Source organism: Micromonospora sp. DT81.3 (assembly GCF_049847225.1).
In the GTDB taxonomy this organism is placed as follows: Bacteria; Actinomycetota; Actinomycetes; order Actinomycetales; family Microbacteriaceae; genus Microbacterium.
In genome coordinates, this window is record NZ_JBNCNY010000006.1 from 180,870 (window position 1) to 194,112 (window position 13,243).

The 13,243-nt window shown below is 68.2% G+C and carries 13 protein-coding genes; 6 read left to right on the top strand and 7 right to left on the bottom strand.

All coding sequences use genetic code 11. The features are described 5' to 3' along the window. Positions 1-15: 15 nt before the first annotated feature. Positions 16-2,049, bottom strand: a complete 2,034-nt coding sequence (locus ACPW96_RS14975; protein WP_425884214.1) for an HAD-IC family P-type ATPase — start codon at positions 2,047-2,049, stop codon at positions 16-18. Between the two features lie 158 nt (positions 2,050-2,207). Continuing rightward, a complete protein-coding gene (locus ACPW96_RS14980; protein ID WP_425884027.1) occupies positions 2,208-3,092 on the bottom strand; it encodes a CPBP family intramembrane glutamic endopeptidase in 885 nt (294 codons plus the stop codon). Positions 3,093-3,434: 342 nt separating this feature from the next. Here ACPW96_RS14980 and ACPW96_RS14985 point away from each other — a divergent pair, with 342 nt between their 5' ends. From ACPW96_RS14985 to ACPW96_RS15000, 4 genes are all read left to right on the top strand, one after another. Next, complete coding sequence (locus ACPW96_RS14985) at positions 3,435-3,689, top strand: hypothetical protein (protein ID WP_425884029.1); 255 nt, start codon at positions 3,435-3,437, stop codon at positions 3,687-3,689. A 159-nt stretch (positions 3,690-3,848) separates the two neighbouring features. After that, entirely contained in the window at positions 3,849-4,406 is a 558-nt protein-coding gene (locus ACPW96_RS14990; RefSeq protein ID WP_425884030.1) for a flavodoxin family protein, read from the top strand. A gap of 82 nt (positions 4,407-4,488) precedes the next feature. After that, on the top strand, positions 4,489-5,706 hold the full coding sequence (locus tag ACPW96_RS14995) for an Acg family FMN-binding oxidoreductase (protein WP_425884031.1): 1,218 nt from the start codon (positions 4,489-4,491) through the stop codon (positions 5,704-5,706). Beyond that, positions 5,703-6,134 (top strand): hypothetical protein, encoded by a 432-nt coding sequence (locus ACPW96_RS15000; protein ID WP_425884033.1) that lies wholly within the window; start codon positions 5,703-5,705, stop codon positions 6,132-6,134. The genes ACPW96_RS14995 and ACPW96_RS15000 overlap by 4 nt, the downstream gene beginning before the upstream one ends. Positions 6,135-6,241: 107 nt before the next feature. On the opposite strand, the gene ACPW96_RS15005 is transcribed toward ACPW96_RS15000, so the two are convergent. Then, on the bottom strand, positions 6,242-7,573 hold the full coding sequence (locus ACPW96_RS15005; protein ID WP_425884034.1) for a hypothetical protein: 1,332 nt from the start codon (positions 7,571-7,573) through the stop codon (positions 6,242-6,244). Positions 7,574-7,916: 343 nt separating this feature from the next. Then, the gene (locus tag ACPW96_RS15010) at positions 7,917-9,278 is read right to left on the bottom strand and encodes a hypothetical protein (RefSeq protein ID WP_425884036.1); all 1,362 of its coding nucleotides are present in this window, start codon (positions 9,276-9,278) and stop codon (positions 7,917-7,919) included. 144 nt (positions 9,279-9,422) lie between these two features. Here ACPW96_RS15010 and ACPW96_RS15015 point away from each other — a divergent pair, with 144 nt between their 5' ends. Together ACPW96_RS15015 and ACPW96_RS15020 are read left to right on the top strand one after the other, a co-directional pair. Beyond that, positions 9,423-10,727 carry a molybdopterin-dependent oxidoreductase gene (locus ACPW96_RS15015; protein ID WP_425820756.1) on the top strand — a complete coding sequence of 435 codons (1,305 nt, stop codon included), beginning with the start codon at positions 9,423-9,425 and terminating at the stop codon, positions 10,725-10,727. A gap of 50 nt (positions 10,728-10,777) precedes the next feature. After that, complete coding sequence (locus tag ACPW96_RS15020; RefSeq protein ID WP_425884038.1) at positions 10,778-11,209, top strand: hypothetical protein; 432 nt, start codon at positions 10,778-10,780, stop codon at positions 11,207-11,209. Between the two features lie 45 nt (positions 11,210-11,254). Here the strand turns inward: ACPW96_RS15020 and ACPW96_RS15025 are convergent, their stop codons facing one another. Genes ACPW96_RS15025 through ACPW96_RS15035 form a run of 3 tightly spaced genes read right to left on the bottom strand, consistent with a single transcriptional unit; the run spans position 11,255 to position 13,229 of the window. Beyond that, positions 11,255-11,959 (bottom strand): class I SAM-dependent methyltransferase, encoded by a 705-nt coding sequence (locus tag ACPW96_RS15025; RefSeq protein WP_425820754.1) that lies wholly within the window; start codon positions 11,957-11,959, stop codon positions 11,255-11,257. Further along, positions 11,956-12,573 carry a TIGR04282 family arsenosugar biosynthesis glycosyltransferase gene (locus ACPW96_RS15030; RefSeq protein WP_425820753.1) on the bottom strand — a complete coding sequence of 206 codons (618 nt, stop codon included), beginning with the start codon at positions 12,571-12,573 and terminating at the stop codon, positions 11,956-11,958. The genes ACPW96_RS15025 and ACPW96_RS15030 overlap by 4 nt, the downstream gene beginning before the upstream one ends. Continuing rightward, positions 12,570-13,229, bottom strand: coding sequence for a glycosyltransferase family 2 protein (locus ACPW96_RS15035; protein ID WP_425884039.1), 660 nt, complete (start codon positions 13,227-13,229; stop codon positions 12,570-12,572). The genes ACPW96_RS15030 and ACPW96_RS15035 overlap by 4 nt, the downstream gene beginning before the upstream one ends. Positions 13,230-13,243 lie beyond the last annotated feature (14 nt).

Here is a 13,243-nt window from a genome sequence, read left to right on the forward strand (position 1 = left end):
ATGTAGGAGCGCCGGTCAACGTGGTCTTGGAGCCGGAGGGGGCTCAACCTTCGTGCGCACGGTCGAGTGGGCTGGTGCCTGTCGCAGGAACGACTGCTGCACGATCCGGGCGACGCCGATGAGGACGATGCCGGCGCCGGCCAGCCACAGGAGAAGCGCCATCGCCTCCGGTCGGGGCATGACGAGCTCGAAGAACTGCACTATCAGCGGCACGTTCATGGCGAGATAGAGACCTCCGGCCATCGCGGCGACGATCGTGGCCTTGATCCACGTCAACGGCAGCGAGACGAGAGTGAGAACCCACAGGCCAAGGATTCCGACGAGAATCGTCGACCCGGTGCGGATCTCCTCGATCGGGACCTCCCACCTCCCGCCGGCGATGCGCGAGTACACGGTGAGCGCGAGCGCGACGACGACCCCGGCGGGGATGGCGAAGCTCAGTGATCGGCGGAGGAACCCAGGTACGTATCGCTGTGCGTTGGGGAGAAGGGCCAGGAAGAACGCGGGGATGCCGATGGTGAGCCCGTCAGTGATGGAGAGCTGCCGGGGAAGGAACGGGATCTCCATGATCAGGAGTCCAAAGAGAATCGCGATGCCCGTGGCGTATGCCGTCTTGGTGAGGAAGAGCATCGACACGCGCTCGATGTTGGCGATGACGCGCCGCCCTTCGGCGACCACGGTGGGCAGGTGTGAGAACTGGCCGTCGAGCAGCACGAGACGCGCGACCGCCTTGGTGGCGGCAGAACCGGAGTTCATAGCGATGCCGATGTCGGCCTGCTTGATCGCGAGTGCATCGTTCACCCCGTCCCCGGTCATGGCGACGACGTGGCCGCGGGACTGCAACGCGATCACCATGTCCTTCTTCTGCCCGGGAGTGACTCGACCGAAGACGTGCTGCCGTTCGAGGACGTTGCCGAGCTCGACCTCGTCGGTCGGCAGTATGCGAGCGTCGAAGCCCTCGGGAACATCCAGCCCGAGCTCACGCGCGATGGCGGCTACCGTGTGCGGGTCGTCGCCGGAGATGATCTTCACGTCGACGCCCTGGTCGGCGAAGTAGCCCAACGTTTGCGCCGCGTCCGGGCGCAGTTGTTCCGAAAGCGTCAGCAGCGCGACGGGCTCGAGTTCGGCCGGGAATGACTCGTTGGCTACGTGCGCGTCGTCCAGCTCCGTGGGGGAATGGGCGATCAGCAGCGTGCGCCGGCCCGTCGACGCAAGCTCTGCCACAGCATCTCCGAGCGATGCGTGACCCTGCGCGGCGCACGGTCCATCCCACCGAACAGGACGGGCCGCGGCATCCGGGAAGATCATCGTCGGCGCCCCCAGCACCCACGTCCCGTCGATGACCCCCGAAAACGACACCGCGCTCCACTTCCGTCTCGAGGAGAATGCGATCTGACGCGTAGGAGCGAGCGGAGTCGACACCCCGAACCCACCCGCGAGGCTCTTCGCCGTCGCGTTGGCGTCGGGGGCCGCCCCGAACCAGGCCAGGGCATCGCGCCACCCCAGCGCGCCGCGGTCATCGAGCGGGTGTTCGGCGTCGAAGGCGATGTCCCCCTGCGTCAGCGTTCCGGTCTTGTCAAGGCAGACGACATCCACACGCGCCAGCCCTTCGACCGCCGGCAGCTCCTGCACGAGCACCATTTCTCCGGCGAGCCGTGCGGCGCCGACCGCGAAAGCGAGGCTGGTGAGCAGCACGAGCCCGAGCGGGATCATCGCCGTGATGACGGCAATGGAGTCGACCGCGGCCTGGTTCCAGGATCCGTCGGAGAAGGCCTGCTGCCAGCCACCCTGCACCTGCACCTGGGCGTTGGTGACCAGCAGCGCGATCGGGCCTATGCCCCACGACACCCACTTCAGGACGCGGTTGATGCTGTCCTTCAATTCCGAACGCATGAGCGAGAACTTCTTAGCCTCCTCCGCGAACTGGTTTGCGTAGGAGTCCGCGCCCACCTTCTGCACGACCGCGGAGCCGCGGCCCGAGACGACGACCGAACCGCTCAGGACTCGGTCGCCCGGGTGCTTGTCGACGGGGTCGGACTCCCCGGTCAGCGATCCGCCGCTGCACCTCGGCGGCGGTCAGGCCGGCGATCAGGGGTGGAGCGGCCAGGCGCGCGGGGTTCATGCGCTCACCTTAGGCCCGTCGGAAGGCACTGCCGCATGCTCGACGACTGTCCGGCACTGCGTGAAAGCGCTTCACAGATGGGAACTTAGACGGAGCTGCCGGATCTTGACGTCGGGGGGACATGGCGCACTCGATGCCACAGATTGCGCGACCGCAAGTCCCGCGCCGCGTCGGCTGCGAGTCCAAGCCGTCCGCGGGTGGCGAGGGTGAGCCCTACGACGGCTAACACGTAGACCCCGAGAATGACCAGGTCGCTCGTGTCACCCAAACCACCACTGGAGCTGTTGGTCGGCTGAGCGAACGTCAGGAAGTTCTGGGCTGGCGTGAAAGCAGCGTGCAGCAGGAGGCAGATGAGTATGCTGCCGGTCCGGTTGTAGAGCCACGTGTAGAAGAAGGCGAGAATCATAGGGACGACAAATCCTGCTGGCCCGTACAGCGGGACGTGCCAGATGCCCCAAGCGAGTCCCACCACGAGCGTGGACAGGACCGGCGAGTGCCGCTTCTGCAGTCGTGGAAGAGCAAATCCCCGCCATCCGGGTTCCTCGAGCCCGCCCCCGACGGTGGCGACCAGCAGGAACGTGCCGAAGTAAGCCGGCGCGAGACCGGCGAGTGAATCGAAGTTGAGGCTGTAGCCGAGCGCCAGCAGGACGAGGTTGATAACCGCGTAGATGGCCACCGGTAACAGCAGCGCGATCAAGTAGTACCCGAAACTGACTCGCCACACGAGGAGCGTTCGCAGCCAGCCGCGCACGGATGCACCGGTCAAGCGGGTGACGCACAGCGCGGCCGCGAGCGGCCCGAACCCGCCCAGAAGGAATGCGACCCTGCCGCCGCCGACCGTGGCTATCCCCCAGAGCGTCCATGAGACCGCGTAAGAGAGCAGGAAAAAGGACACGAGCGGGTGACGGCTGACCCAACGTCGCGCAATCCCTCCTCCCGCAAGTTCCACCGGCTCGTGCACTGCGGTCACTCCGTCGCCTCTCGCCTCACGGTCTGGCGCCCGCGACAACGGAGGCTCATCGGACAGTGGCTGACCGGTTGCCGCGCGGGGAACCACGTTCAGCGGGGGCGACGGCTGCGAGGGGTTGCGGATCATCACTCCCTCACCTTGGTCCTCGCCTCAGCGGAAGAGCAGTGCCGAAGGTCCTACGCACGCAACACAGGTCGACGATCGGCACCGGAGGTGCGCAGACATCGAGGGCCGCGTCTATGCCTTCCCGGGGCGACTGGGAGGGCGCACCTCCGCGTCGGCGTCGGCGTCTTCGATGAGCTGGGAGCGATCGTCAGCGGACCTTTCCCGATCGCCTTTCGAGTGGGCCCGATCCAGGGCGGCCGCGCGCCGTTCCCCCTGACCGGCATAGTCCACGCCGACGTCCATGAACGCCTCAAGATCGGCGGCTTTCGCACGTTCGTCCGCAGCGATGTCTCGGGCATCCGCTTCATCGTCTCGTCGATCGGCGTCAAACAGGATCTTGTGGGTCCTGTCCGTTCGAGGGCTGTCTTCACCTTCCGGACCAGCCGCGTTGGGATCGTCGACTTCGCCGTCGAGATGATCGGAGCCACGTGAGTCAGCCACAGCTACATCTAACACCAGCGCTAACGCAACGAGAGCGCGGAGTGGATCTCCGCTCTCCATGCACCGGGACCAAAGGCCCTACCCCGGCGGGCGGGGCCAGAGGAGCATGAATGTCGACGGTCGTTGCCGTCGCCGGTCCAGGGAGATGTCATGCGAGCTGTCGTGGTCTACGAATCACTGTTCGGAAACACTCACGAAGTCGCCAGCGCGATCGGCGACGGCGTCGCGGAGGTCATGGCGGTCACCGTCCTCAGTGTCTCCGACGCCACCCCCGCACTCGTCGAAGGAGTCGACCTGGTCGTGGTCGGCGGACCCACCCATGTGCACGGTATGTCGCTCGCCCCGACCCGTGATCAGGCGCAGAAGATGGCGGCCGATTCCGGCGGTGAGCTCCACCTCGACGAGAACGCTTCGGGAATCGGCGTTCGCGAATGGCTGGAGCGCTTGCCCGCCTCCGACGCGATGGCAGCGGCGTTCGACACCCGGATCAACGTCCCGCGCGTTCTCAGCGGTGCCGCCTCCGGCCGGATCGATCATGCCCTTCGCCGGCGCGGTCTCCGAGCGGTGAGCACGCCGATGAGTTTCCTGGTCAACACCTCCAACCAACTGGAATCTTCAGAACTTGCCCGCGCACGAGCCTGGGGCATCGACGTCGCCCATGATGCGATGTCGACAGACGCCGCCGACACTACCGCGGCGCGCCGCTGAGCACGCGTCACCGATCGCCCCGGAAGGCAGAAGTGAACCTGTTCCAAGCAGTCCTCGCCCCGACGCTGGCCGTGGCACTCCGATGAGCGACGTACCCGTCGTCAAGAAGCATCGCGTGCGACGCCTCGTGCTCACCAGCTTTGGGTCCGTGGCCGCGCTACTCGCCCTTGGAGTCGGCGCAATCCTCACGGTGGGGGGGTTGTTCGTCCCGGCGGTGTACCTCCAGCCATGGAGCACCGCCTATTACCAGCAGTTCAGTGATCCGCGGATGCAGGTCGTCGCCCACGCGGTGCTCGCCCCGAGTGGCCACAACATGCAGCCCTGGACAGTGCGACTCGACGTTGCCGATCCGGAGGTGCTGTACCTCTACACCGACCCCACCCGCCTCACCCCCGCCGTCGATCCGCTTGCACGGCAGACAATGGTCTCGGAGGGCACGTTTCTTGCCTATCTGCAGGTCGCCGCCGAGCACCTGGGATACACGGCGTCTTTGGGTCTGTTTCCCGACGGGGCCTACGACGAGACCGATCTCGAGAACTCGATGAGCGCGTTGCCGGTCGCCAGAGTCACTCTGGTCAAAGACCCCTCCGCGGCCACCCAGGACTACGCATCGCTGTTCCTCTCGGACACGAATCGCTCGCCGTACACGGCGGCACCGCTGACTCCTGCAGAGACCAATGTGCTCACCGCCCTCGCTGACGCATCGCCGGCGACCCTGTCCATCCTCAGCGATGCCCAGGACATGGCCACCCTGGGTGGCTTCGGGCGCCAAGGAACTCTGATCGAAACTCGATACGTCCCCGCGACACGGGAGAGCAATGCGGTGTTCTCCAGCACCGAACAGGCCAAGAACGAGTCGCGCTCGGGATTCGCTGTCGAGGGTCAGGGAACCGGCGGCTTCATGAAGTACTTCTTACAGGGGCTCATCACTATCGTTCCCTCAATCAACGATGACGACAGCGCCGCCAAGAATGCCATCGCGCTCACCACCGCCGGCGTGGAGCACACCGCGGCGTACGCGCTGCTCAGCACCCCAGGGAACACCCGAACGGACCAGGTCGAGGCGGGCATCCTCTACGCGCAATTCTCCCTCCGCGCCCGCACACTAGGGCTGGTGATGCAACCCCTCAGCCGGGTGCTGCAGGAGTATCCCACCATGGCCGCCGCCTATGCTGCGATTCACGAGCAATTCGCGGTCGAAGGCGAGACGATCCAGATGCTCGTGCGAATCGGTACCGCCACCACCGAGTACCCGGTGACGATGAGACGAGACGCGAACGCACTGGTGCACACACCATGACCCGCTGGACGCGCCGAGCACTCATTGTCTTGGCGTACTTCTGTGCAATCTCCGCTGTCGGTGGTGGAGTCCTCGGTGTCGCCGCAGACGGAGCCGGCGTTCCACTCGAGTACCTGAAGGGCACCGCGTTCACGTCCTACCTGATCCCCGGTCTGATCCTGGGCATTGTGATCGGTGGGACGCAGACGCTTGCTGCGATCACCACCCAGCGCCATCACCCGTATAGCCACATCGCATCGACCGTCGCCGGGTTCGGGATGATCATCTGGATCTTCGTCGAGCTCGCGATCACTGGATACGTTTGGCTGCAGACCCTGTACCTCGCGCTCGGAATCGCAGAGATCGCGCTCGTGCTCCTACTCATGGGAATGCTCCGTCCACTCGCGCGAACACGCCTCGCACGCGCATCAGTTCGTTCAGCGCCATGACCTCACCCACGGATCTTCCGCGAGACGGGCGGGCCAGGCCATCAACGGTTCCGGCTCTTCTGGACAGCACCCTTCTGCGCTTTCCGAATCCAGACCGCATGCTCAAGTCACTCGATCCGCGGTGTGAATCGGCCCACGGTCGCCAGATTGAAGCGGACATCCGCCCCCGCCCCCGACCGTCCCGGCGCTCCGCCTGGATAGGCCGCCGGGCCGGCCGGATAGGTCGGAGGATGCGGGGTGTGCGCAGAGTCACCGCGGCGGTTCCAGAAGTCATCGGGCGGGTCATCATCCCCGGCCAGCGTGTACTTGCAATAGCTGGTGCCGAGCACGAACTCGTTCGCGTCGTCTTCGAACCCGACGTCATCGATGAACAGCACACGTGCGTACCCGACGTTCGTGGGTCCGATGTTGGGATCCGTGAGTCCGTACATCGCAGACGGCCAACGCCACGAACTGACCGAGCCGGAGACCTTGAACGTCTTGACGGCGGCCGAGAGGTCCCGGCGGGTCAGCGTCGCGGGCATCGTGTCGCCTTTGGCGCGCGGCTCGAGACCGCCGGGCTCGCCCTCCTCGCCCCGGCCGCCGTGCCCGATGAACATCTTGCCCGGATTGACCGGGAACAGGATCTCCTTCACCTCGAGCGTAATTGTGCCGGCACCCTGACCCGGCGCGCCGCCCTGGCCGGCGAGTGCCCGCACCGCCGCCCCGGTTGCATCGACCACACCCGGATAAGTCGTGTGATCGTCCGCATCCTGGCTGTTCGACCAGCGAGTCGACGTGTATGCGGGAACCCCGACCGGAAAGTCCAGAGGCGTCGTGTCTATGCTGCCGCTGTGAGCTCCGTCGGCCTGGAACTCGAGCGTGCGGCACCGGATGGTCACATTCGTGCCCGGGAAGCGCAGGGGCGCCGCGATAACGATGTGGTCCGCCACCAGCTCCAGCTCTGCGAGGTCGAGGACCTCAACGCCGTCGTAGCCTCGCAGCACCGGGTCCCGGGTGGGCGACCAGATCATGAACGAGGCGGAGATCGTGACCCCGCGCCGGATCGGGCATTCTCGGGTGTTGAACAGCAGGTCGTCCTCCTGCGCGGGGATCTGCTTGATCGCGACGGTGACGTAGTCCTGCCACACCGGCAGCTCGCCTCGCGCGTTGAGCACCGCCGGTGGCTTCGGGATCCCGGGGAGAGGGGGCGGGAGCTCGGCTCGGGCCGGCGCCGCGGGCGCGTTCGCAGAGATCCACGTGACTGCCGGCGGGGGCGTTGCGGGCAGGGTCGCCACACCGATCACGGCGTCGTCGAGGATGCGGCGCAGCTCCACCTTCGTCCCGCCGGGAACGTCCAGCTCCAGTTGGTCGCCCGGGGCCAGCACGTCACGGCCGTGGGCTGCATTCGCCACCCATGCCCGGGCGTGCGACGTCGTGATGTTTCCGATCCGGAACATGTCACCCTCCATGCCGACCGAGCCGGCTGACCATCGGCCGACCTCGTCGGGTCGCCTGAACGGCACGCTATTGCGAAGCGACCGCGGAACCATCGGGCAAATGCCCTATTCCGACCCGTCTGGACGGTTAGGCGACGCCCGGTGCGCCGGCCAGGCTCGAGGGCGGCTTCTTCGGGCGAGCAAAGCGATACATGCTTTTCGCAAGGCCCTCGTATGCGGACGAGGCGGCGGCGTAGCTTGCGGTTCATGGCTAACAACGATGAGGAACGTCACGTCGTCCCGAACGAGGACGCGGCCGCGAGGTTACGAACTCCGGACGGATCGGTGTTCGCCGGGGCTTCGCCTACCAGCCGGTCGCCAGCGCGTGCTGCACGGCGAGCGCGAACACGATCTGCCCGCCGAGGCCCCAGCGACGCCATCGATACGAGAGCAGCGCCGTGCCCACGAGCAGCCACGGCACGAATGGCAGCCAGATCCGTTCGACCTCCGCCTTGCTCATTCCCGAGAGATCGGCGAGCAGCACCGTCGCCAGGGCGGCGAGAGCGATCCCGACGACGACCACGTCGTCGCGCGCACGGAAGCGCAGTCCTCTCGCGCGCTGAAGGGCGACCGCGAGCCCGGCGCCGACGAGCGGGCCGGCGCTGAACGCGAGCGCGGCCAGATTCGCCCAGACCCAGTACGGGAAGGGCCGGTTGCTGGCGACGCCCGCCCAGTACCTCTCGACAAGCACGGGGTACGCCTCCCACCATGCGAAGCCCGACACCGCGAAGGCGAGCACGACGAGCACGGCCGTCCCCGCCGCCCACGGGAGCGGCGACCACCGGCGCGCGAGCAACAGGATCGCGACCGCGAGCACGCCCAGCAGCGGCAGCCCGTACGACAGCAGCACGCAGTAGCCCAGAAGAAGACCGGCGAGCACGGCCCAGCCGGCCGTCGCAGCCGGCCGCCGCGCGGTGGCTGCGAACGCGAGGGCGCACAGACCCCACGCGGCGAAGGCCGCGAACATCGCGTCGGCGGAGACCGACATCCAGATCGCCGCCGGTCCGAGCACGAGGAAGGGCGCGGCCCTCCTCGCGGCCGTTTCGGCACCCAGACGGCGGAGGGTGAGGAGCACGGCGACGGGCGTCGTCGCCGCCACGACGGTCACCGCCATCCCCGCCGCGAGCCCGCTTCCCAGCCCGAGGTGCACCAGCGCAACGAAGAACAGCACCGCCCCGGGCGGATGTCCTGCGATGTGCACCGGCCAGTTGTCGGGCGAGTCGAGCGGGATGTGCGCGATGTAGTCGCGCAGCAGCGCCCCGACGTCGGTCACGGCGCGAGCGGTCCGCAGGTACTCATACTGCGTCTCCAGGATCGCCGAGAGGCCCTTCGCGCCGTCGACGGTGGCGAGGCTCAGCATCCAAGCGAGGCCCGCGCCGAATGCCGCGAGCTGCAGTGCGGGCCAGCGCATCCGGGCCGCCAGATCGACGGCATATCGCATCGCGAGGATCGCCACGACGATCGCCGCGAGCGTCCCGGGGCCCACGCGCGGCATCCACTGCGCGTGCAGCGGGGGAAACCACCGCACGTGCACGTTCAGGCCCGACAGCAGCGGGAAGAGCATCGCGGCGGCGATGAGCAGGACGGCGACGCCGAGTCCGATCCACGGCGCGGCGGCGACCGCGCGCGAGCGCGTCTGAGGTGCGGCGAGCAGGTCGTTCGTCACATTCCGAGGCTAAACAGCCGGCGGTATCCGCGCCCGGCCGAGACCTTACGTACTCGGAACGTCTATCGTCCGCGGTTCGTCACATCTGCCCCCGATTCCCCGCGATCCCCCGCCCTAGAGTCGGCTGGACGAGGAGGTGGTCGAGTGCTTCTCACCGCGAGACTGCAGCGCATCCTGCACCAGATCAGGCATGCGGTCGCGTCCCCTGCGCGCAACCCCCGGCACGCCGTGGTTCTCGGGCGCCTGCTGGCGCTGGCCTTCCTGACCTGCTTCGCCACCGGTCTCTACAGCCACTTCCTGCAGGACCCGCTCCCCTGGATGGTGTTCCTGAACCGGCCGGTGTGGATCTACCAGCTGACCCAGGGCATCCACGTCACCGCCGGCATCGCGTGCTTCCCGCTGCTGTTCGCCAAGCTCTTCACCGTCTTCCCCGAACTCTTCCAGAGCCCCCCGGTGCGCTCGTTCGGGCACCTCGTCGAACGCGCGTCCATCGCGCTCTTCGTCGCGGCATCCCTCATGCAGATCACGATCGGATTGCTGAACACGTACCAGCTCTACGCACTGTTCGGCTTCTCGTTCCGGCTGACCCACTATGCGCTGTCGTGGATCGTGATGGGCTCGCTCCTCATCCATATCGGCGTCAAGCTGCCGGTGATCACGCGGTACTGGCGCAAGCGCGACGCGTACGCAGCGAATGGAACGCTCGTCATTGACGGAGAAGACCCGGATGCCGAGCTCGAGGTCGCCGATGAGCTGCAGCGGCTGACCGGCCGGCAACAGGCGCACGGGGTGACGGGGCGAGTGTTCGCGTGGATGGACCGGACCCCCGCGCCACGGGAGGCGCGCGCGGTGCGCGAGACCCGGCGGGGGTTTTTCGCGACCGTGGCCGTCGCGACCACCGTCCTCGTCGCCACGACGGCTGGTCAGTCGTTCCGGATCCTCGACCCTTTCAACGCCTTCGCGCCCCGCAAGAAGGGCGTCGGCCCCCAGACCCTGCCGGTCAATCGCACCGCGAAAGCGGCGGGGGTGCTCGATACCGCCACGGCACCCGAGTGGACGCTGACGATCGTGAACGGGAGCACGCGGGAGGTCTTCTCCCGCTCACGGCTGAGGGCACTTCCGCAGCGGGAGGAAGTCCTGCCCATCGCCTGCGTCGAGGGATGGAGCCAGGACGCCGCGTGGCGCGGGCCCCGCCTGAGCGACCTGCTGGACGCCGTCGGCGCCGCCCCCGACGCCCACGTGCGCATCACCAGCCTGCAGCAGCGGGGCAACTTCGGGGTCACCGAGATGCAGCCGGAGTTCGCGCGCGATCCGCTGACCCTCGTCGCGCTCGAGCTGTTCGGAGAAGAACTCGACATCGACCACGGCTACCCCGCGCGCATCATCGCGCCAGGGCGACCGGGTGTGCTCCAGACGAAATGGCTCAGTGTGATCGAGGTGATCGCGTGAGCGCGGTTCCCGGACCCTCGCGCACACGGCGGACGTGAAGCTTCTGGACGATGGAGGACGTCCGCACGATTCTCATCGGCTCGGGTGTGCTGGTTGCCGTCATCGGGGGGATCGTGCTGCTGAACGACATCCCGCCGCGGCAGTATCCCGCGATCATCGTGTGGCTCGTGGCAGTGCTGATCGCGCACGACGTCGTGATCGCGGGGATCGTCTTCGGGGTCGCATTCGCGGGTCGACGGGTCGAGGGACGGATGCCGCACCGGTCGATCCTGGTCGCGCAGGGTGCGCTGGCCGTCGGCGGGATCATGGTGCTTCTCGTCGTGCCGGAGATCGTCAAGAAGGCGGTCGGAACGGCGAACCCCAGCATCCTGCCGCTGGACTACGGCGACAACCTCGCGATCCTGCTCGTCGCGCTCGCCGTCGCCGCGACGGCCGCGATCGGGCTGCATGCGGTGCTCGACCGGCAGCGGCGACGCCCCTAACTTAGGGCGAGACACATGCGGGTGGTCTGACGGATGACGGGGGCGTCAGGCCTGCGGCGCGACGGATGCCGGCGGTGTGAGGGATGTAAAGCGTCGCAGCATGACGAACCGCCGGTCGCCGGCCGCCCAGGCGTCGCCGAGCACGAGACCGCATTCGCCAGCGATGCGCGCGAGCGCCGCCGACCCGAGCCGCGCCCACGGGAAGGCGCCGCTCTCGTGCCCCTCTTCGCCGATCGCGGTGAAGACGGCACACTCGTGCAGTTCCGGATCCGCGTCCACCTCGACGACCAGCACGCCATCCGCCGCCATCAGCTCAGCACAGCGCTGAAGCAGAGCCCGCGGGTCTCCCCCGATGCCGATGTTCCCGTCCATGAGCAGCACCGTCGCCCAGCTGCCCTCGAGCGGGAGCCGCTCGAAGACCGACCGGTGCAGCACGCGGGAGCCGTCCGCCGCGGCATGCGACGCCGCTTCCCCCGAGATGTCGATGCCCAGCGCCGCCAGGCCCCTCTCCTCCGCGGCACGCAGCATGCGGCCGGGGCCGCAGCCCACGTCGAGGAGCGGTCCGGCGAGGCCCCTCAGCACTGCCACGTCGACCGGGTTGGCCGGCGCGCTCCAATCCGCCACGTCGAGCTGCAGCACGGGGCTCGCTTCCCCGACCCTGCGCAACGCGAGCCGACCGCCGCCCCCTCCCCCGAGGAGCAGCGCGTAGGGCTCGTCGCCGCCGGCACCGAAGGCGATCAGGCCGCTCACGCCGCCCGCCCCTCTCGCGTCGCACCCGCAACGGCTCGCGCGAGCCTGGAGTCCGGGATGCCGGCCGCCACCGCGGCGGCGTCGGCGGCGAGGTCGATGTCGCGCAGCGTGCGCAGCCGCTCGACCGTGAGTCCCGCACCGACGAGGGCCGAGAGCTGCCGGGCTCCGGTGTCGGCGCGCGACATGGGAACGCCACGCACCAGGTCACCCCGAGGGGCCCGGAGACCGAGAGCCCAGAAGCCACCGTCCTCGGCCATGCCGATCACGGCATCCGTGTCGGTGGGCCATCTCAGGTCGGCGGGCGTGACCTGGGGGGTGTCCATGCCGATGAGCAGGGTGGGCCCGTCGAGCTGGTCGAACAGGGCCCCAATGCGCTGATCGAGGGTGCCCTGACGCTGCGGCACGACCTCGAATCCCTCGATGGGCAGTCCGCTCGGCTCGCCGTCGAAGTACAGGATGCGTCGATCGGCGGTGGTTCGGGCGGCGGTACCGAGAGTGTCGCGCAGGCTGGCCTCGGCGATCGCCGCCGCCGCCTCGAGGGTGTAGGGCGGGTGAAGACGTGTCTTGACTTTGCCCGGAAGGCAGGCCTTCGCGATCACGACGAGCACGCTCATGCACGCACCTCGCGCAGGACGCGGTTCATGTCCTTGACTGCGGTGAGCGTGCCGCGCACGGTTCCGGTGACCTTCGACCTTCCGATGCGCGGCGAGTAGGCGACATCCGTCTCGACGATCCGCCAGCCCGCCACCGCCGCGCGCAGCACCATTTCCAGCGGGTACCCGCTTCGCCGATCGCGGATGCCAAGCCCTTGAAGGGCGGCGGTGCGCGCCGCCCGCATCGGACCGATGTCGGCGACCTTGACGCCCGCGAGGCGGGCGATGTGCTGGGAGAGGAATGCGTTGGCCACGCGCGCATGCACCGGCCATGCCGAGCGCTGCGTGGGCACCCGGCGGCCGAGCACCAGGTCGGCGCCGTCGCCGAGCAGTGCGACGAGCCGCGGCAGGTCGGCGGGATCCAGCGAGGCATCCGCGTCGCACACCGCGACGATCGGGGCGGTGGCCGCCTCCATCCCCGCTGCGACGGCGGCACCGAATCCCTTCCGCGCTTCGAAGACCACGGTCGCGCCCGCGGCTCGCGCCGCCTCGGCCGATCCGTCGGTCGAGCCGTTGTCGACCACGATCGCGCGATACCCCGCCGGCAGGCGCCCCAGCACCCACGGCAGCGCCGCCGCCTCGTTCAGGCACGGGAGCACGAGATCGACGTCAGCCATCCTCCGACGCTAGG

What these genes read in the sequence shown, in the direction of transcription:
- ACPW96_RS14990 (WP_425884030.1), top strand. Translation starts at nt 3,849, where the DNA reads ATGCGAGCTGTCGTGGTCTACGAATCACTGTTCGGAAACACTCACGAA.
- ACPW96_RS14995 (WP_425884031.1), top strand. Translation starts at nt 4,489, where the DNA reads ATGAGCGACGTACCCGTCGTCAAGAAGCATCGCGTGCGACGCCTCGTG.
- ACPW96_RS15000 (WP_425884033.1), top strand. Translation starts at nt 5,703, where the DNA reads ATGACCCGCTGGACGCGCCGAGCACTCATTGTCTTGGCGTACTTCTGT.
- ACPW96_RS15005 (WP_425884034.1), bottom strand. Translation starts at nt 7,573, where the DNA reads ATGTTCCGGATCGGAAACATCACGACGTCGCACGCCCGGGCATGGGTG.
- ACPW96_RS15020 (WP_425884038.1), top strand. Translation starts at nt 10,778, where the DNA reads ATGGAGGACGTCCGCACGATTCTCATCGGCTCGGGTGTGCTGGTTGCC.
- ACPW96_RS15030 (WP_425820753.1), bottom strand. Translation starts at nt 12,573, where the DNA reads ATGAGCGTGCTCGTCGTGATCGCGAAGGCCTGCCTTCCGGGCAAAGTC.
- ACPW96_RS15035 (WP_425884039.1), bottom strand. Translation starts at nt 13,229, where the DNA reads ATGGCTGACGTCGATCTCGTGCTCCCGTGCCTGAACGAGGCGGCGGCG.